The sequence below is a fragment of the Streptomyces sp. NPDC001617 genome (assembly GCF_053596855.1).
The window spans coordinates 18,008-36,377 of sequence record NZ_JBSFHA010000106.1 but is presented as its reverse complement, the minus strand read 5'-3'; the positions used below and the strand labels follow the sequence as shown (position 1 = coordinate 36,377).

Annotated in this window: 18 protein-coding genes and 3 tRNA genes; 7 read left to right on the top strand and 14 right to left on the bottom strand. The window is 69.7% G+C overall.

The window, feature by feature from the left end:
* Positions 1–222: 222 nt before the first annotated feature.
* The 7 genes from ACWC09_RS45945 to ACWC09_RS45915 form a co-directional block, all read right to left on the bottom strand.
* Positions 223–1,665 (bottom strand): DHA2 family efflux MFS transporter permease subunit, encoded by a 1,443-nt coding sequence (locus ACWC09_RS45945; RefSeq protein ID WP_450857458.1) that lies wholly within the window; start codon positions 1,663–1,665, stop codon positions 223–225.
* Between the two features lie 121 nt (positions 1,666–1,786).
* Positions 1,787–2,356: a TetR/AcrR family transcriptional regulator gene (locus tag ACWC09_RS45940; RefSeq protein ID WP_450857456.1), complete on the bottom strand. Its 570-nt coding sequence runs from the start codon at positions 2,354–2,356 to the stop codon at positions 1,787–1,789.
* Between the two features lie 184 nt (positions 2,357–2,540).
* Complete coding sequence (locus ACWC09_RS45935; protein ID WP_450857461.1) at positions 2,541–2,969, bottom strand: MaoC family dehydratase; 429 nt, start codon at positions 2,967–2,969, stop codon at positions 2,541–2,543.
* A gap of 8 nt (positions 2,970–2,977) precedes the next feature.
* The gene (locus ACWC09_RS45930; protein WP_450857454.1) at positions 2,978–3,430 is read right to left on the bottom strand and encodes an FAS1-like dehydratase domain-containing protein; all 453 of its coding nucleotides are present in this window, start codon (positions 3,428–3,430) and stop codon (positions 2,978–2,980) included.
* Between the two features lie 102 nt (positions 3,431–3,532).
* A complete protein-coding gene (gene rpmG, locus ACWC09_RS45925; protein WP_003948671.1) occupies positions 3,533–3,697 on the bottom strand; it encodes a 50S ribosomal protein L33 in 165 nt (54 codons plus the stop codon).
* Positions 3,698–3,786: 89 nt separating this feature from the next.
* Positions 3,787–3,859: transfer RNA gene (locus ACWC09_RS45920), tRNA-Met, on the bottom strand.
* A 46-nt stretch (positions 3,860–3,905) separates the two neighbouring features.
* Positions 3,906–3,978, bottom strand: a tRNA-Thr gene (locus tag ACWC09_RS45915).
* Positions 3,979–4,266: 288 nt separating this feature from the next.
* Between ACWC09_RS45915 and ACWC09_RS45910 the strand changes: the two genes are divergently transcribed.
* The 3 genes from ACWC09_RS45910 to ACWC09_RS45900 all read left to right on the top strand — a co-directional run bounded on the left by ACWC09_RS45910 (position 4,267) and on the right by ACWC09_RS45900 (position 7,338).
* Positions 4,267–5,565 (top strand): hydrolase, encoded by a 1,299-nt coding sequence (locus tag ACWC09_RS45910; protein WP_450857459.1) that lies wholly within the window; start codon positions 4,267–4,269, stop codon positions 5,563–5,565.
* A gap of 736 nt (positions 5,566–6,301) precedes the next feature.
* Positions 6,302–6,958 carry an NAD(P)H-binding protein gene (locus tag ACWC09_RS45905; protein ID WP_450857453.1) on the top strand — a complete coding sequence of 219 codons (657 nt, stop codon included), beginning with the start codon at positions 6,302–6,304 and terminating at the stop codon, positions 6,956–6,958.
* 2 nt (positions 6,959–6,960) lie between these two features.
* A complete protein-coding gene (locus ACWC09_RS45900) occupies positions 6,961–7,338 on the top strand; it encodes a nuclear transport factor 2 family protein (protein WP_450857451.1) in 378 nt (125 codons plus the stop codon).
* A 4-nt stretch (positions 7,339–7,342) separates the two neighbouring features.
* On the opposite strand, the gene ACWC09_RS45895 is transcribed toward ACWC09_RS45900, so the two are convergent.
* Complete coding sequence (locus ACWC09_RS45895) at positions 7,343–7,555, bottom strand: hypothetical protein (protein WP_450857450.1); 213 nt, start codon at positions 7,553–7,555, stop codon at positions 7,343–7,345.
* A 146-nt stretch (positions 7,556–7,701) separates the two neighbouring features.
* Entirely contained in the window at positions 7,702–8,175 is a 474-nt protein-coding gene (locus ACWC09_RS45890; RefSeq protein ID WP_450857448.1) for an NUDIX hydrolase, read from the bottom strand.
* A 175-nt stretch (positions 8,176–8,350) separates the two neighbouring features.
* Between ACWC09_RS45890 and ACWC09_RS45885 the strand changes: the two genes are divergently transcribed.
* The 4 genes from ACWC09_RS45885 to ACWC09_RS45870 all read left to right on the top strand — a co-directional run bounded on the left by ACWC09_RS45885 (position 8,351) and on the right by ACWC09_RS45870 (position 13,672).
* Positions 8,351–10,717, top strand: a complete 2,367-nt coding sequence (locus tag ACWC09_RS45885) for an MFS transporter (protein ID WP_450857447.1) — start codon at positions 8,351–8,353, stop codon at positions 10,715–10,717.
* A gap of 647 nt (positions 10,718–11,364) precedes the next feature.
* A complete protein-coding gene (locus ACWC09_RS45880; RefSeq protein ID WP_450857446.1) occupies positions 11,365–12,759 on the top strand; it encodes a hypothetical protein in 1,395 nt (464 codons plus the stop codon).
* A 39-nt stretch (positions 12,760–12,798) separates the two neighbouring features.
* Complete coding sequence (locus ACWC09_RS45875; protein ID WP_450857444.1) at positions 12,799–13,140, top strand: carboxymuconolactone decarboxylase family protein; 342 nt, start codon at positions 12,799–12,801, stop codon at positions 13,138–13,140.
* 112 nt (positions 13,141–13,252) lie between these two features.
* A complete protein-coding gene (locus ACWC09_RS45870) occupies positions 13,253–13,672 on the top strand; it encodes an SHOCT domain-containing protein (RefSeq protein ID WP_450857442.1) in 420 nt (139 codons plus the stop codon).
* 560 nt (positions 13,673–14,232) lie between these two features.
* Here ACWC09_RS45870 and ACWC09_RS45865 read toward each other — a convergent pair.
* The 5 genes from ACWC09_RS45865 to ACWC09_RS45845 all read right to left on the bottom strand — a co-directional run bounded on the left by ACWC09_RS45865 (position 14,233) and on the right by ACWC09_RS45845 (position 18,338).
* Entirely contained in the window at positions 14,233–14,556 is a 324-nt protein-coding gene (locus ACWC09_RS45865) for a hypothetical protein (RefSeq protein ID WP_450857440.1), read from the bottom strand.
* A gap of 163 nt (positions 14,557–14,719) precedes the next feature.
* Positions 14,720–16,138: a DUF2252 domain-containing protein gene (locus ACWC09_RS45860; RefSeq protein ID WP_450857438.1), complete on the bottom strand. Its 1,419-nt coding sequence runs from the start codon at positions 16,136–16,138 to the stop codon at positions 14,720–14,722.
* A gap of 689 nt (positions 16,139–16,827) precedes the next feature.
* On the bottom strand, positions 16,828–17,397 hold the full coding sequence (locus ACWC09_RS45855; RefSeq protein ID WP_450857436.1) for a potassium channel family protein: 570 nt from the start codon (positions 17,395–17,397) through the stop codon (positions 16,828–16,830).
* A 446-nt stretch (positions 17,398–17,843) separates the two neighbouring features.
* Positions 17,844–18,140, bottom strand: coding sequence for a hypothetical protein (locus ACWC09_RS45850; protein WP_450857435.1), 297 nt, complete (start codon positions 18,138–18,140; stop codon positions 17,844–17,846).
* 116 nt (positions 18,141–18,256) lie between these two features.
* Positions 18,257–18,338 (bottom strand) — tRNA-Tyr (locus ACWC09_RS45845).
* Positions 18,339–18,370 lie beyond the last annotated feature (32 nt).

Sequence of the window (18,370 nt, the reverse complement as noted above, 5' to 3'; positions counted from 1 at the left end):
AGGGGCGCGGGGAACTGCGCGACCGGCCACGACGGCGCCGCACTGTGATCCGCGGGCGACCGACGGCCCAAAGCAACGCAGGCCCCCTGCACGCCCCCAAGGGGCGCGGGGAACTGCGCGACCAGCCCCCACAGACCCGCACCCGCCCTACAACCTCCCGCCGCACCCCCTAGGACGCGCTGAAACGGCCCCGCCCACCCAGGCGGAGCCGTTTCGCTCGGGTCAGCTTGCCGCGGTCTCCAGTACCGGCGTCGTCTCTTCGGCCGGAGTCGATGTCGCCGTCTGTGTGGACCGGCGCCGTGGGATCAGCAGTGCCGCCGCGCCCGCGACAGCGACCACCGCCGAACCGGTCACCAGGGCGGGCTGGAGGCCGTTGACGAAGGTCTGTGCGGACTCGTAGCCACCCTGTGCGGAGAAGATCGACGCCATGATCGCGACACCGAGGGCGCCGCCGACCTCGCGCAGGGCGTTGTTCGCTCCGGAGGCGATGCCCTGTTCCTTGGGGTGGACGCTGGACATGACCAGGTTGGCGGCGGGGGCGAAGTACAGGGCCATGCCGATGCCGCTGATGATCAGGGCGGGGAGCTGGGCGGCGTAGGAGACGCCGGGGGCGACCACGGAGGCCATCCAGCCGAGGCCCGTTGCCTGGAGGAAGAGGCCCGCTGCGACTACGGGGCGGCCGCCGATGCGGTCGGAGAGGATGCCGGCGATCGGGGCGACGAGCATCGGCATGCCGGTCCAGGGCAACATCCGCAGCCCCGCCTCGGTGGGCGAGTAGCCGAGGACGCCCTGCATGAACTGGCTGAGGAGGAAGATCGAGCCGAACATGCCCAGGAACATCAGGAGGCTGGCGGCGTTGATGCCGGAGAAGGCCCGGGAGCGGAACAGGCGCATCGGGAGCATCGGGTTCTTCGCGCGCAGGCTGTAGAGGATGAAGGCCGTGAGGAGTGCTGTTCCGGCGAACAGGCCGGTCAGGACCAGGGGGGCCGTCCAGCCGTCCGCGGGGCCGCGGACCAGGCCGTAGACGATTCCGAAGAGGCCGCCACTGGCGAGCAGGGTGCCGGGGATGTCGAGGGGCGCTCCGCTGCCGTGGGACTCGGCCAGGCGCAGGCGGGCGAGGGGCAGCAGGGCTATGCCCAGGGGGACGTTCAGCCAGAAGATCCAGTGCCAGGAGACGTGCTCGGTGAGACTGCCGCCGATCAGGGGGCCGGAGGCGACTGCGAGGCCGTTGACGGCGCCCCAGATGCCGTATGCCATGCCTCGCTTGGCCACGGGGACGGCCGCCGTGAGGAGGGTGAGGGTGAGGGGCATCATGATCGCTGCGCCGACCCCCTGGATCGCGCGGGCGGCGATGAGGGCGTTGATGCCGGTCGACATGGCCGCCGCGGCGGACGCGCCGGTGAAGATCGTGAGGCCGGTGAGGAAGAGGCGACGGCGGCCGAAGCGGTCGCCCAGTGCCGCGCCGAACATCAGGAGGACCGCGAAGGTGAGGGTGTAGGCGCTCACGGTCCATTCCAGGTCGCCCAGGGCGCCGCCGAGATCCTTGCGGATGGAGGGCAGGGCGGTGGTGACGACCAGGTTGTCGAGGGCCGCCATGAAACCGGCGACGCTGGTGATGACGAGGGCCCAGACGGTTCCCCCGCGACGTGCGGTCTGCTCTGACATCGCTCCCCCAGAGGGTGATGTTGAATCTTAGTTATTGATAACTAACTTTTGCGGACATGGGTGTCCCCATGAGGGGGAGGGTTGGTGCGGGCACCCTCCCGTCGACCACGTGCGCTTGCCGCTACTTCTCCAGGCGGCCCTTGAGCCGCGCTTCGGGGTAGAGCCCTTCCCAGACCCGGTGCTCGGGGGGAAAGCCCATGGCCACCAGGCAGTTGATGAGCATCCCGTACGCCATGAACGTCGTCGTCTCGTCCTTGTCGGCGCCGAGCGGCAGGTGAACCGTGTCCCACAGCCGCATCCAGCCGGCGCGGACCTCCTCGCCGAGCTCATGGTCGCCGGCCTGCTCGGCGGCGCCCACGGTGACGTACATCTGCATCTGCATCAGCAGCCGCTCGGGGCGGTCGACGATGAGCTTGGTGTACGCGTTCGCCATGGCGTGCAGGGCCTCTTCGCCCTCCAGTCCCTCGGCGGCCTCCTCAAAAGTGCGGATGATGTCCTCCGTGCACCGCTTGGTCACTTCGAGGAAGAGCGCCTTCTTGCCCGGGAAGAGCCGGAAGAGATACGGCTGCGAGACGCCCACGCGCTTGGCGATCGCCTCCGTGGACGTGCCGTAGTAGCCACCGCGGGCGAACTCGGTGGTCGCCGCGCGGATGACGCTCTCACGCCTCTCTTCTGCACTCATCCTGGCCATGCGAGTAAGTTAGTACTCAATCACTAACTACGTCAAGGGTCCGTCGGAGGTCTGCGGAAGTCTCTGGAGGCGGCTTGTGGTAGCTCTACTGCGAGCGGGGCGTTGTCGCAGACAGGGGGCACGCAACAGTAAGGGGCGCCCCGCCACGGAGTACGCCCCTTACCTCACGCCACGCGCGTGTGCGTCACGCCAGTCGTACGACCGCTCGGGACATCCCCAGTACCTTCTGGCCGGCACTGGTGGCCGTGAGGTCGACTCGGACCGTGTTGTCGTCGAGCTTGGCGGCGACCTTGGCACTGACCTCGATCTCTGCGCCCTTGTCGTCGTTCGGGACGATCACGGGCTTGGTGAAGCGGACGCCGTACTCGACGACCGTGCCCGGGTCGCCGGTCCAGTCGGTGACCACCCGGATCGCCTCGGCCATGGTGAACATGCCGTGCGCGATGACATCCGGAAGGCCGACCTCCTTGGCGAACTTCTCGTTCCAGTGGATCGGGTTGAAGTCCCCGGAGGCGCCCGCGTACTGGACGAGCGTGGCGCGGGTCACGGAGAAGGTCCGGGCGGGCAGTTCGGTGCCGACCTCGACGTCGTCGTATGCGATCTTTGCCGTCATCTTCTTGCTCACGCCTCCTCTGCCGCGCGGGCGACCAGCTTGGTCCAGGCCGTCACCACGTGTTCGCCCGCCTCGTCGTGGACCTCGCCGCGAATGTCCAGGATGTCGTTGCCCGCCATGGACTTGATCGCCTCGATGGTGGAGGTGACGGTGAGCCGGTCGCCGGCGCGGACGGGGCGGACGTAGGAGAACTTCTGGTCGCCGTGGACGACCCTGCTGTAGTCCAGGCCCAGCTGCGGGTCCTGGACGACCTTTCCGGCCGCCTTGAAGGTGATGGCGAACACGAAGGTCGGCGGGGCGACGACGTCGGGGTGGCCGAGCGCCTTGGCGGCCTCCGGGTCCGTGTACGCCGGGTTGGTGTCCCCCACCGCCTCCGCGAACTCACGGATCTTCTCCCGGCCCACCTCGTAGGGGTCGGTGGGCGGGTAGGTCCGCCCCACGAAGGACTGGTCGAGCGCCATGGCCCGGCACCTCCTGGTGTCGATAACTAACGTTCGTTGCAGCGGCCCAAACGCCGCGAGGCCGCCCCCGGTTGTGGGGACGGCCTCGCGAACGAGCCTTGTTTATCGCGTCTCGCGGTGCGCGGTGTGCGCGTTGCAACGCGGGCAGTGCTTCTTCATCTCCAGTCGGTCCGGGTTGTTACGCCGGTTCTTCTTGGTGATGTAGTTCCGCTCCTTGCACTCCACGCAGGCCAGCGTGATCTTCGGGCGGACGTCGGTGGCAGCCACGTGAGTGCTCCTTGACGAACGGATGGGATGGTTTAACGCATAAAAGAGTAGCCGATCGAAGGACCGACCCCGCAATCGGCTACTGTCAGTAGCGGTGACCGGACTTGAACCGGTGACACAGCGATTATGAGCCGCTTGCTCTACCGACTGAGCTACACCGCTGTGATGCGATCCGTTCCCGCCTCGCGACGGGAACCTCACACACCAGAGCCCCAATACGGAATCGAACCGTAGACCTTCTCCTTACCATGGAGATGCTCTGCCGACTGAGCTATTGGGGCGAGCGATGAAGACATTACACGGTCCGCAGCCGTTCACCCAAATCCGTTTCGTGGCCCCCGTCCCGGTCCGTGGAGCGGGACGGGACGGCTCTCGTTACGGCCCGTTCTCCGGCTCTCCCACCAGCCACTGAAGCCCCCTCAGCACGGCGGACCACACCGGTACGACTATTGCGCTCCTCCCGGCCGCGAGCGGATCACCGTCCTAGGCTCGACTCACTCTGCGTGATCTTGCGTCCCCTGCGCAGCCGCGAGGCGTCCTCCTGCGCAGCCCCGAGCCTCTGGAGCGCGATGCCCGACAGCCAGCCGCAGCCGCCCCACTCCTCCTCTTCCTCCTCGTCCTCGTCGTCCGGGGCCTCCGGCTCGTCGGGCTCCTGGGGGCAGGGGGATCCGGCTTCCCTCCTGCTGTGCGGGGCGCGGCTGACCGACGGTCGGACGGTGGACGTGCGGCTCGGGGGCGGGCGCATCGAGGCGGTCGGTACGGCCGGCAGTCTGGCGGTGGGCGGCACGCGCGTGTGTGGGGCGCGCGTGGACCTGAGCGGCTATCTGCTGCTGCCGGCTCCCGCCGAGCCGCACGCCCACGGCGACACCGCGCTGTCGGCCGACGGCGACGGACCCGCCTCGCACGACCCCCAGGACGTCCAGCGCCGGGCCACGGAAGCCGCCTTGCTGCAACTCGGGCACGGGGCGACCGCGCTGCGGGCACACGTGCGCGTGGGCGATGTGCAGGGGCTGGGCGCGCTGGCCGCCGTACTGCAGGCGCGGCGTACCCTGCGCGGGCTGACGGACTTGACGGCCGTGGCCACGCCGAGGGTACTGACCGGGGTCGCCGGGGCGGAGGGGCTCGCGATACTGCGGGACGCGGTGAAGATGGGCGCCTCCGTGGTGGGCGGCTGTCCGGACCTGGACCCCGATCCCACGGGCTACGTGGAGGCCGTCCTGGAGGTCGCCTCCGAGCACGGCTGCCCCGTCGACCTGCACACCGACGCCGCCGACCCGGCCCGCCTCGCCCGCCTCGCCGCGATGGCCGGCGGTCTGCGTCCCGGCGTGGCCCTCGGGCCGTGCGGCGGCCTCGCCCGCCTGCCCGCCGAGACGGCCCGCCGCACCGCCGACCAGCTCGCGGCGGCCGGAGTGACCGTGGTGTGCCTGCCCCAGGGCGCCTGCGGCGGCACCGACCGGCGCGGCACGGCTCCGGTACGGCTGCTGCGGGCGGCCGGGGTGCGGGTGGCCGCGGGCAGCGGTGCGCTGAGGGACGTGTCCAATCCGGTGGGGCGCGGGGACCCGTTGGAGGCCGCTTATCTTCTGGCCTCGCGGCACGGGTTGCGGCCCGAGGACGCGTACGACGCGGTGAGCGCTTCGGCGCGGGCGGCTCTCGGGCTGCCCGAGGTGCGGGTGGAGGCCGGCTTCCCCGCCGAGCTGCTCGCCGTGCGCGGGGACCGGCTGGCGGGTGCGTTGTCACTGGCCTACAGCCGCATCGTCGTACATCGGGGACGGGTTGTGGCGCGGACCAGCGCGGTACGGGAGTACTGCAACTCGGCTGCTGCGGCGGAACTGGGGCTGCCTCGGCAGGGGCGGGGGGAGTTGTCGTGAGGGGTGGGGGCGGGAGTGGCTGGAGTTGAGTTGAGTTGAGTGGAGTGGAGTGGGGTTGAGTGGAGTGGGGTGGGGTGGGGTGGGGTGGACGGCAGGGGTGAGTGGCAGTGGGCAGGGCACTCGCCGGCAAAGGCGGGCGCTGGCGTGGGTGCGCTGGGAGCAGGCTGGGCGTCCGGGCGCTGGAGTGGGCGCGCGGGCAAGAGTGTGCGCTGGGGGTGTGCGCCGGAGCGTGCGTGTGCATTGAGGGCGCATAAGACGGGAGCGCGCGCTGGGCGTGCACGCCGAAGGCGGGCGCGGGGCAGGGATTGCGCGCCGGGGGTGGGCGCTGCGAGTGGGCGCTGCGAGTGCCTTGTGAGCAGGGCGTAGACGCCGCGAGCGGGGCGTGAGCGCTGCGCGCGCCATGGTGAGCGTGTGCGCAACCCGCTCGTATGCCGGGCCAGTGTGTCCGGCACATGTGCCCGCCGGAGGAGCCCGAAGGGAGCGCGTTCCCGACGCGTGCGCTACTCCTCCGTGCGCCAAGCACGCGCGCCACCGCCAGCGCGCCCCCGGTACGCAACGCAAGCTTTGCGCGGGGAGCGCGCTACACCGGCGTGCACGCTCCGCGCATACGCCGCAGAATCGTGCGCTCGGCGCGTGCGCCCTGCCCCTGCGCCCTACGCCCGCCCCCCTCACGCGCCCCTGGGGCGTGCCTCAAGTCGTGCGGCGGATGCGGCTGTCCGGGCGTACGGTCGGAGACATGCGCATTGTCATCGCTGGAGGTCATGGTCAGATCGCGTTGCGGCTGGAGCGGCTGCTCGCCGTGCGCGGAGACGAGGTCGCGGGGATCATCCGTCACACCGAACAGGGCGACGACCTGCGGGAGGCCGGCGCCGAACCGGTTCTGTTGGATCTGGAGTCGGCCTCGGTCGAGGAGGTCGCGGCGCATCTGCAGGGCGCGGACGCGGCGGTCTTCGCGGCGGGTGCCGGTCCGGGCAGCGGGGCGGCCCGCAAGGAGACGGTGGACAAGGGGGCGGCGATCCTGTTCGCGGACGCGGCGGTTCGAGCGGGCGTACGACGACACGTGGTCGTTTCGTCGATGGGGGCCGATCCCGCGCGCACCGGGGACGACGTTTTCGACGTGTACCAGCGGGCGAAGGGCGAGGCGGACGCGTACGTCCGGAATCTGGACGCACTGGACTGGACGATCCTGCGCCCCGGGATGCTGACGAACGACGCCGGCACCGGCCTCGTACGGCTGGAGGCGTACACGGGCCGCGGACCCATTCCGCGCGACGACGTGGCCGCCGTACTGGCGGAGTTGGTGGACTCCACCGCGACGGCCGGCCTGACGCTGGAGTTGGTCAGCGGATCGACGCCGGTGTCGGTGGCGGTGAAGTCGGTGGCCGGGAACTGAGGATGGCGACCGAGGGGGTTCCGGCCGCGCGGGAGGCCCTGTTGCGGCGGATGTACGAGGTCTTCTCGACGGACGAGCGGGACACCTTCGTACTGCCTTGTCTGGCGCCGGATGTCGACTGGCCGAACGTTCTCGACGGGGTACGGCTGCACGGGCGCGCCGAGGTGCAGGCCTACTGGGCGCGGCAGTTCGCGGCCGGGCATCCCCTCGTACGGCTGGAAGGGGTGCGGCCGGACGGCGACGGCGAGGGCGTCGTGGTGAGTGTGCGGCAGGGCCTGCGGGACGCGGAGGGGGAGCACTGGGCGGGGCTGGTGGAGCACGTCTACCGGTTCGGCGCTGATGGGCTGGTCGTGCGGATGGATGTCCGGGCCCACTCCTGACGCGTCAGAACAGGGACATCTGCCCCGGGAGCTCGGGGACGACGTAGCCGTCCAACGACGGCTGGGAGGCGTCGAGTCGGGCCTGGCTGCGGGAGCCCGGGCAGGAGACGAGGGCGCCGTTCTCGCGGGCGCCGGGCGGGTCGTGCCGGGCGAAGCGGCCGGCGACGACGGCGATCTCGCGACGGCATTCGGGGCAGCGTCTGCGGCGAGTGGACATGGGGTCAGTGTGCCCCGCGCGAGGGCGGGTTGCGCTTGCGAGCCTTTGCGCGCCGTCAGCCGATGCACGGGCCCTTCGCGGGCTGTCAGCCGGCGTAGGAGGCCGTTCGTGCGCGGTCAACCGATGCGGGGGCCGTTCGCGCGCCGTCAGCCGATGTAGGGGGCCGTTCGCGTGCGGTCCAGCGCGTGGTCGATCCGTAGGCGCATGGTGGGATGGATGTCCAGTTCGGGTAGATCCGGCGGGTCGACCCAGCGGACCTGGGGTGTTTCGGCGCTCGTACGGAGTGCACCGCCCGTGGGGCGCGCCCGGAAACAGATGCTGAACTGCTGGCGGACCTCGCCGTCGTCATAGCGCATCACGTGCCCCGGGTCGGTGTAGATGCCGGTCAGGCCGACGACCTCGACCTCGATGCCGGTCTCCTCCAGGACCTCGCGCACCACGGTGCCGCTGATGGACTCCCCCAGGTCGTGGCCGCCTCCGGGAAGGGCCCAGAGGCCGGTGTCGGAGCGCCTGATCATGAGCACCTGTCCGGCGGGGTTCTGCACCAGGGCCACCGCCGCGGGCACCACCGAGGTGGCGGGCGGGGCATCGGGGTCGCGGAGGTAGTCGATACGAGCCATGCCTTCGTCCCTACCCGCGGCCACGCCTCCGCCCTCCCGCCCGACGACTCCGCCCCTCCCCCCGAGGCCTTCACCGGGTCCCCACGAAATCCGACCATCCTTGCTTAAGTCAATCAACTGACTTAGTTTGGATCCGTCGTGCACGCCCGATGCCCCACGCCCACGGAGGCCGACCATGTCCCACGCACTCCCCCGCCCCACCGACGACGACGGGGTGGTGTCCGCGGCGCCGCGGTCCGGTGCCGTCGTCGCGGTACTGGCCTTCGGCGGGATCGTGGTCTCGCTGATGCAGACCCTGGTGATCCCGATCGTCCCGGAACTGCCCAAGCTCCTGAACGCCCCGGCGTCCGACACCGCCTGGGCCGTCACCGCGACGCTGCTCGCCGCCGCCGTGGCCGTCCCCATGATGGGTCGGCTGGGAGACATGTACGGCAAGCGCCGGATGCTGCTGGCCAGCCTGGTCCTGCTGATCGCCGGTTCGGTCACCGCCGCGTTCAGCGACTCGCTCACGCCGATGATCGTCGGGCGGGTGCTGCAGGGCATGGCCGGTGGCGTGATCCCGCTCGGCATCAGCATCATGCGCGACGAACTCCCCGCCGAACGGCTCGGCTCGGCCACCGCCATGATGAGCGCCTCGCTCGGCGTGGGAGCGGCTCTGGGCCTGCCCGCCGCCGCCCTCATCGCCGACAACTTCGACTGGCACGTGCTGTTCTGGAGCTCGGCCGGGATGGGCGTCGTAGCGCTGCTGCTGGTGCTGTTCGCGGTCCCGGAGTCGAAGGTGCGTACCGGCGGTCGCTTCGACGTCGTCGGCGGGCTCGGAATGGCGGCCGGCCTGGTCTGCCTGCTCCTGGCCATCTCCAAGGGCGGCGACTGGGGTTGGGGCAGCGGCACCACGCTCGGCCTGTTCGGCTCGTCCGTCGTGATCCTTCTGCTGTGGGGCTGGTTCGAGCTGCGCACCGAGCAGCCCCTGGTCGACCTGCGTACGACCGCCCGCCGCCAGGTCCTCGTCACCAACCTCGCCTCGGTCGCGCTCGGATTCGGCATGTTCGCGATGTCCCTGGTGCTTCCTCAGCTCCTGCAGTTGCCTGAGGCGACCGGGTACGGGCTGGGCAAGTCGCTGCTCACCGCCGGTCTGGTCATGGCCCCGTCCGGCCTGGTGATGATGGCGATCGCCCCGGTCTCAGCCGCCCTCTCCAAGGCCAAGGGCCCCAAGACCAGCCTGATGCTCGGCTCGCTGATCGTGGCCGCCGGGTACGGCCTCAACATCCTGCTGATGTCCGAGGTCTGGGAGTTCGTGCTGGTGTCGTGCGTCATCGGCTCCGGTATCGGCTTCACGTACGGCGCCATGCCGGCCCTGATCATGGGCGCGGTGCCGCCGTCCCAGTCGGGCGCCGCGAACAGTCTCAACACCCTGATGCGGTCCATCGGTACGTCGACCGCCAGCGCCGTCGCCGGCGTCATCCTGTCCCAGATGACGACCGACTTCGGCCCGGTCGCGGTCCCGTCCGAGAACGGTTTCAAGACGGTCCTGGCGGTCGGTGGCGGTGCGGCGCTGCTGGCGTTCGCGGTGGCGTCGTTCATTCCGCGGCATCGGCCGGCGGGTGCGGTTGCCGAGGGGGCTTCCGCCGGGGGACCGTCCCGTACGGCGCCTGCTGTGGCCGCGGCGCTTGCCGGGAAAGGTGCGCCGGGCCCGGTGGTCGCGGCGGTGGAATCGGGCGGTGGCGTCGAGCGTACGGCCGTGCTGACCTCCGTCGCCTCCGAGGCAGAGGGCGCCGCGTTCAACGGCATCCCGGTGACCGGCCACGTCCTGGGCGCTGAGCGCGTGCCGGTGCCGGGGGCGGCGGTGACGCTGATCTCACTCGGCGGCAGGCAGCTGAGCCGGTCCGTCTCGCGGGCCGACGGGTCCTACGGCGTCGATGCGCCGGCCGGCGGCTCGTACGTCCTGATCGCCTCCGCCGACGGCTTCCAGCCGCAGGCCTCGACGCTCGTCGTCGCCGAGGCGCCGGTCTCCTACGACGTCCTGCTGAGCGGCACGAGCGGCCTCGCGGGTCTGGTGCGGTCCGCGGAAGGCGGTGCGCCGGTCGCCGATGCGGTGGTCATCGTGACGGACGTGCGCGGGGAGGTCCTCGCCACCGGACGCACGGACGTGCTGGGCGAGTTCATGGTGACCGACCTGGTGCCGGGGACGGTGACGCTCGCCGTCAACTCCCCCAAGCACCGCCCGCTGGCCCTGCCCGTCGAGGTCGGCGGCGCCGGGACCACCCGTATCGAGGTCGAACTCCGGGCCGGCACGCATGTGCGGGGCACGGTGCGGGGCGGGGGCGCTCCGCTGGGCGACGCCCGGGTCACGCTGGTGGACGCGGCGGGCAACGTCGTCGCCACGACCAGGACCGGCCTCGATGGGGCGTACGCCTTCTCCGACCTGGGCAGCGGTGCGTACACGGTCATCGCGACGGGGTATCCGCCACAGGCCGCGACGGTGTCCGTGTCGGGCGGCGGGATCGACGAGCACGACATCGAACTGGTGCACAGCGGGGAGTAGTTCCCGGCCCGGCCAACTGAACCGGCCCGTGTGGCCTCCTTGAGCGGAGGGGGCTGCGCGGGCCGACGGTGCTGCACTCCGTCCCGGGGGGAGTCTCCGCAGCGCGTGAGCGTGAGGGTGCCGGCCGCGCTCCCGGTCGGCGCGTGGGCCGTCGGGAACCGCATGTCGGCCGAATCCGGTGGTTGTCACCTGCCCGATGCCGTCACAGGCCAGGGGCACCGCAGGCTCCGCAGCGCCACGGATGCACAGGGGCCCTCATCGTGACGCAGCACTTCGACAGCACAGCCCACTCACCTCTTGGCGATGCGCCGCACTCACACCCTGGTTATGGTGGACAGGATCGCGAAAACGCCAAACGCAGAGCTGAGGGGTCCGCCATCGCGGACGCGAGGGCGGACCATGCAGCGGCTGAGCACGGTGTGGCACACACCCCGTGACGCTCGAAGAATTCGGTAACGGCGTGTTGAACCGCCGCCTCACAACCCCTTCTTCTAGGCGGGGTTGGGGAATCCGGCCTCCGATTGCGAACTCACTTCCATTCCCCGACAAGTGAGGCGACTCCAGCCTGAGCAGCGACCCCGCGGGCGTTCACCCCTCGTCGACGATGCCCCGCGCGTCGCAGTGCTTCAAACCGAAGGAAGACATTCATGGATTCCTCTGGTGGCACCTCGTCAGCTTCCGAAGATCCCGACCGTCCGGTCGCCGGCACCCCTCCTCTGAGCGCCGCGGAACGGGACGAGTATGAACGGCTGCGCAAGGCGGCCGGAGTCCGTCACCGGCGTCTGCGCTATTCGGCTGCCTCCGTACTGCTGCTGGCCTTCCTCCTGGCGCCGCTTGCCGTGGTCGCGGCCTGGGTCGACTCGGAGGTCGCCGACACCGACCGGTACGTCCAGACCGTCGCCCCGATCGCCACCGAGCCCTCCGTGCAGAACACCCTGACCGATCGACTCACCAAGCGTGTGGTCGCCAACGTCGATGTCGCCGCCTTCACCGTGGCCGTCGGTCAGACAGTGCAGCGGGAAGGGGCGCCCCCTCGAGTGGTCCAGGGCTCCAAGGCGTTGACCGGCCCGCTGACGAGCGTGCTCAACTCCACCGTCCACGACATCGTGCACAAGGTGGTGACCAGCGACCCGTTCGCCGAAGCCTGGGACGCCGCCAACCGGCAGGCCCACGCCGCCGTGGTCAAGGTCCTCACCGGCGAGGGCAGCAGCGCCGTCCAGGCCGGCACCGACAGCATCGACCTGAACCTCGGCACCGTCATCGACAACGTGAAGCAGAAGCTGGTGGACGCGGGTTTCGCCCAGGCCGCGAAGATCCCCGACGTCGACAAGACGATCACCCTGATCAAGACCGACAAACTGAGCAAGGCCCAGGACGCCATGCGTCTGCTCAACGTGGTCGGCACCTGGCTCCCGGTCGTGGTCCTGGTCCTGGCGGCGCTCGCCGTCTGGAGCGCGCCCGCGCATCGCGTCGCCCTGATGAGCACGGCCATCGGTATCGGGGTCATGATGATCGTGCTGCTCGTCGGCCTCGCCGTGATGCGTCAGGTCTATCTGGACTCCGTCCCCACGACCGCCCTGCCGCAGGACACCGCGGCCGACATCTACGACACCTTCATCCGCTTCCTGAAGAACAGCACGCGTACGGTCCTGATCATCGCGGTGATCACCGCGATGGCCGCCTATCTGTACGGGCCCGGACGCGGTGCCCGCTGGGTCAGACGGGCGGCGGCGAGCGGAACCGGGGCAACGGGCCGGTCCATGGCCCGCCACGGTCTGCGCACCGGCGCCACCGGCCGCTGGCTGAGCACGAACGGCAAATGGACCACCGGCATCGCCATCGCCGGCGGCGCGCTCGCCCTGGTGCTGCGGAACTACCCCCCCCCCGGGGCCGTGGCGCTCGTCCTCGGCATCGTCGTCCTCGTACTGGCCCTTCTCGGAATCCTCGCCGCGGCCTCCGGCACGGCCGATCGCCCGGCCGCAGGCGACAGGCCGTCATCCGCCCCGGGTGATGCGGGCCGGCGCGCGCCGGGACTCTCCTGAAGGCGTACGACACCCCAACCGCCAGAAACGGAGCACGAGATGGGTGAGGAACATACCGGGGCGGGCGACGTCACTGTCCTCGCCGAAGCGAACGCTCCCGTGTTCGAGACGCTGGTCCAGATGACACTCGACACGTTCGAGCGGTCCGGGCTGGACCAGGAGACGTATCTGCCGGCACGCATCGCGGCTCTGGTGGCCATGGATGCCTCTGCTCCCTCGTACCTCCTCAACATCGGCACCGCCGCGGAAGCCGGCGTACCGCTGGAGAAGATCCAGGGAACGCTCGTGGCGATCGCCCCCGTGGTGGGCAGCGCCCGGGTCGTGTCCGCAGCGCGCGCCATCGGCGACGCCTTCGAACTCCCCGCAGAAAAGGAGCAGTGACGACAGGCCCGGCCGGGACGACGAGCCTTGGCCGGGCTCGGCAAGGGGCCGGCGGCCCCTCCTCCCGCACGCAGTGCGACCTCGACACGGACGACACCACTCAGGAGAAGCTATGGGCAGCTATGTGAACCTGGCCTACGACTACCCGGTCCTGGGAGCCTTCTGGACGATCATGTGGATCTTCCTTTGGGTCATGTGGATCTTCCTGCTCTTCCGCGTCGTCATCGACATCTTCCGCGACGACTCCATGAGCGGATGGGCCAAGACCGGATGGCTGGTCTTCACGATCGTCCTCCCCTTCCTCGGCGTCTTCGTCTACCTCATCGCGCGGGGCAAGGACATGGGCAGGCGTGAACAGGAGCACGCCAGGGCCACGCTGGCAGAAAGGGATCGCTACATCCGCGAGACCGTCGGCGCCACCGGCCCAGCCAGCGAGGCGGACCAACTCGCCAAGCTCTCGGAGATCCGGGCCCGCGGCGACATCTCCGACGAAGAGTTCCGCCAGGCCAAGGAGAAGGTCCTCCACTCGTAACCGCGCAGGCAGGACACGTCAGGAGGAAAGAGCTCCGCACAGCCCTCCATCGGCCCACTGAGCCGACGGTGCGCTCGGCGCTGTGCGTGCGGGGCGTCCCCATCGGTCCGAGCCCGACGATGCAGGGCACCGGCCGGCAGGGACGGGATCGGCGGTGGAGCCCAGGGGCGGTAGAGCCCAGGGGAGGCAACGCCCCACGCACCTGTGACGGCAGCGGACTCCTTCGCCGACCCGGCGTACAGAACCCTCGACCATGGCGTCCGCAAGCCACTGGCGACGCGCTGTGACTCCGCACGTGATCGGGGGCGGACAGCACCTCGTCGGACGAGTTCATGTGGGGATCGACGTTGCATGTCCAATGACGCTTCGGACAGAGCGCGCCCGCTCTGCGAACAGCGAGGCATCCACGACCGGTCCTGCCTGTGCCACGCCCCCCAACCGCCGCCGCAACCGTGTGGCGGCCCGTCGACCTGTCGGGCGAGCTGATCACCGACCCCGAGAGCGAGATCCGGATGCACATGGCCCGCCAGTAGAGGCGCAGGCCCGCGGGGCGAAGCCCGTCAGACGCCGTCCTGGGACCAGTGCAACTGGATCTCCAGCCACTGGCTCTCCTGGCGCCAGGTTTCCAGCACGGACACCAGCCGCCGGCTCAGTCCGGCCGCGGTCAGGGATCGCCAGGGACAGCCCGCCAGGAAGTCGATCAGCACCGCGATCCGCTCGTCCTGGCGGGCGACCCCCTCCGCCCCGTCGATCCGGTGGGGGTCGACGGCAGCCAGCGCGCGGCAGCAGACGGCGTCGGGCGTGAGCGTCCGCCACGCATACGGGGCGAGCGCCTCGGTCACGGCGACGACCCGCGCGTCGTCCGGGGCAACGAGTCTCATCATCCGGGGACGCCTTCCACAGCAGCTCAACAACATTTCCCCGGGTCGGGAACGCGTTGGGTCACCGTACGCCTTGACCACCGCCGGGTCACCGATGCCATCGCAAAGGTGCGGGATCACACACGAGTCCGGCCGTATGCCGGACTCGTGTGTGATCCCGCAGCCGTCAGGCCGCTTCGGCCGGGACCCGTCCGGCTTGGATGGCATCGACCAGGGCCTGGTGGTCCTTCTCGTTCTGGTCCGCGTACAGCTCGGCGAACGTCGCCAGCGCGCGGTCGAAGACGTCGCCGCCGCCCAGGTAGGAGGCGATGGCGATGCGGTCCCCGGACCTGGCGTGGGCGCGGGCCAGCGTGGCACCGCACAGCCGGCCGAACAGGCCCATCCTCTTCGGCGACATGTTCTCGGCCACAGCGATGCCTTTCCAGTCCCGCAGCTGGCGTATGTAGAAGTCCCGCCGCTTGCCGTCCATGCCCGTGACGCGTTCCCAGCCCAGGAAGATGTCGCTGGTGGCCTGCATGAGCCGTTGGCCGGCGACGACGCGCTCGCCCTGCGTGCTGAACGCGCTGCCTCCGACGTAAGGCGCCAGAACCGACTCGTCGGCCTCCTTGGCCTGGAGGAACAGGGGATCCTGGTCGTCCTTGCCGAGCAGCAGGATGATCCAGCAGCGGGTTCCCACACTGCCCACGCCGACGACCTTGCGGGCGATGTCGGCAAGGCGGTAGCTCTCCAGCAGGAACCGGCGGTCCGTCGACAGGGTCCGGCCGTAGCGCTCGATCAGCCGGCTGATCTCCTGCTCCAGCCTGCCGCGTTCGGCGTCCGGCAGCAGATCCTGGAGCCGCATCAGCAGCGGAGGATCGGGAGCGATCCGACGCCGTCCGTCGAGGACGTGCGTGAGCTTGTCGAAGGCCTGCAGCGTGTCATGCGCACGTGCCCGCTCCCGGGCGTGTTCCCAGGCGTCGCGCTCCCCGGCGCTCAGTACCGGGGCGAACTGCTCCTGCAGCTCGTCCGCGTCGAAGCGGGCGTACCAGACGTCGAGATTGCCCATCCCGGCGAAGGCCCGCATCCGTTCCCGGTACGACCGTACGGCCGCCCGCACCACCGACGCCCGCTCCTTGGCGCTGAAGCCGTTGGCCCGGCCCGCGATGACCAGGCTGGCGGACAGCCGCTTGACGTCCCACTCCCACGGACCGGGCAGTGTCTCGTCGAAATCGTTGATGTCGAACATCAGGCGGCGTTCCGGAGAGGCCAGCAATCGGAAGTTCAGCATGTGCGCGTCGCCGCAGCACTGCACCCTGAGCCCGCTGCGCGGTGTCTCCGCGAGGTCCGCGGCCATGATGGCGGCGGCCCCGCGATAGAAGCGGAACGGTGCCTCACTCATCCTGCCGTAGCGGATCGGCACGAGTTCCGGCACCCGCGTCGCGGACTGCTTCTCGATGATCTCCACAGGGTCCGTGCGCTTCGGCGGGGGCCTGAACTCGGCGTGGCTGGACCGGGGTACGTCGCCCCGCGCGGCCTTGCCACGGGCGACCCGCTCCTGCGGTGTGAGGTGCCGTGTCTCGTCGCCGGAGAGATGGTTGTCGTTCATTGCGGACGCTCCACGATGTGCGGTCCGACGCGCAGCGCGTCGGACATGGCCGACTGAACGGATCGGCTGTTCCGATACTCGGGACCAAGCTCGCGCCATCGGCATAGAAATTGCCCAGGCCGTGGGCCTGCCGTTGACGTGGAGTGCGGAATCGGCCGGGGCGCGGCCACAGCGGACGGTGTTGCTCCGGCCTGCCGAATGAAATAGGCCCATCCACTTACAACCTATCTCCGGACGGTGCTCCCCACGACTTGGGCCAAGCTGTCCGCTGCGCGCACAGGGCGCATCCCGGGCACATCTCCACGGACACGTGCATGCTCAGCCAGGGCCTGCAGACGGCGTCGTCCAGACCATGCTCGACGGCTCCCTTGGCGATGCCCCCTGATCGTGTACGGCGTCCTGGGTCGTTGGTCGGGATGCGAGGTGGTTCGCCCCGTTGGATGCCGCCGCGGACACCGGCACGCCGATCAGCGCGGCCAACAACAGAAGCACCAGGTACGCGCGGCTTCGAAGAAGCGTCAAGGGGTCCGGGGGCGACGCGGACCCGTTGTGGCCGCACCGACTGCCTTCAGCGAACCTGGAAAGCCCCGCCACCCGGCGGGAGTGGCGTAGTTCCGAGCTTGGCACGGCGTTCCCATGCAGGCATTTCAACGCCGCCCATGGGTGTCACTCCGACACGTCGACCTCGACTAACTGGGTTCTTCCGAGCCCGGAGGCTCGCCGGAGCCGGCAGACCGGGCATCTTCTGCGATCCTGACCGCGCCGAGAAGAATCCGCGCGATCATTCCCACCAGAACGACGTCGCACAGCATCTGCATCATGGTCACGACCCGTGCCGTCCCGGTCACGGGGACGATGTCCCCGAAGCCGACCGTTGCGAACACGGTGACGGTGAAATACAAGGCATCAGTGCGCCCCAGCGTCTCCGAAAACGAGTCTGCTTGGTTCTCGGACAGAAGCACATACGCTGCCGAGAAGATGATCAGGAAGATCGGCCCGGCGGTGGCCAGCGTCTCGATGGCGCGCAGCCGGGGATACACGGATTTCATGACAGTCCGGACCTGCCAGACGATCACGCCTGCGAAGAGCACGAGACTTACGGCCAGCGCAATCGCTGTCGCGATGTCAAGCCCACGGTCCAGCGGCGCCAGGTAATAGACAAACACCCACAGGATCACGGTCACCGCGGATCGGACCACTGACAGCAACAGTCGACGGCGCGGCACGCGGAAGCGGTCGGCCTGCCGGGGTCTTTTCATCACGTCACCATGGGCATACGCAGGTCGTGCTCACGCAGGTTTCGGGCCCACCGGGTGGGCTCGGGCTTCGCATCCGCAGAGCCGCTGTTCACTATCACCGCTGAAGAATTCGGAAACGCTCTGAACGCCGTCCAATGCGCCTCCTGCAACCCATTTGGGGGACCTTTCGCGGCGCGCGCATCAGACGCAGCCCCGAGTGAACCTGTTCCTGCTGTACAGCAGCGAGGTCCAGAAACCTCAGCAACCGTGCCCGTCCAGTCGCGTGCGGACAGCCGTTGCTGAACCCGTACGACCGTCTGTCGGCGGAACTTGAATCGTGGCTCAGGAAGTCGGCGGGCAGGACGCGCTTGCGGGAGCAAGGGACTTCGGCTCCGCCTGCCATCTGCCTCTTGAACAGCGTGATGTCCGGGACTCTGCCCGGCGGCCGACACGCCCCGTCATGGCCGTCAGCGGTGGAAGCCGGCGCGGTTCGCGTCGCGAGGGCCGCCTTCATCAAGGCGCTTGATCGCCCTGCCCATGTCGGCGGCGAGGAGTCCGACTTCATCGCGGTCGACGCCATGCCGGACCAGGACGCGCTGGATGACCGTCTCCTGACGGTTCGGCGGCAACAGGTAGAAGGACACCTGCCAGCCGCGCATCCGGAGGAGGTCGGAGAGGTCGTGGCGCATCAGGTACACCCACGTCGAGGTCTCCCGGGTTGGCCCGCGTATGGCCCGGAAACCCTGATCAGCCTCGGGATCCACGCGTCACAGCGTGAGACAAGCCACCCAGTTTCGAGTCCACTCGAAGATCGTCCCGAAGCACGAAGAGACCCCCTCCGCTCTACGTTTTCGCAGTTCGGAGGGGGTCTTTCTCAGCGTGGCGGCGCCAGGATTCGAACCTGGGAAGGCTGAGCCGGCAGATTTACAGTCTGCTCCCTTTGGCCGCTCGGGCACACCGCCGGGGTTGCTGCCGTTCGAACCGCTTTTCGGCG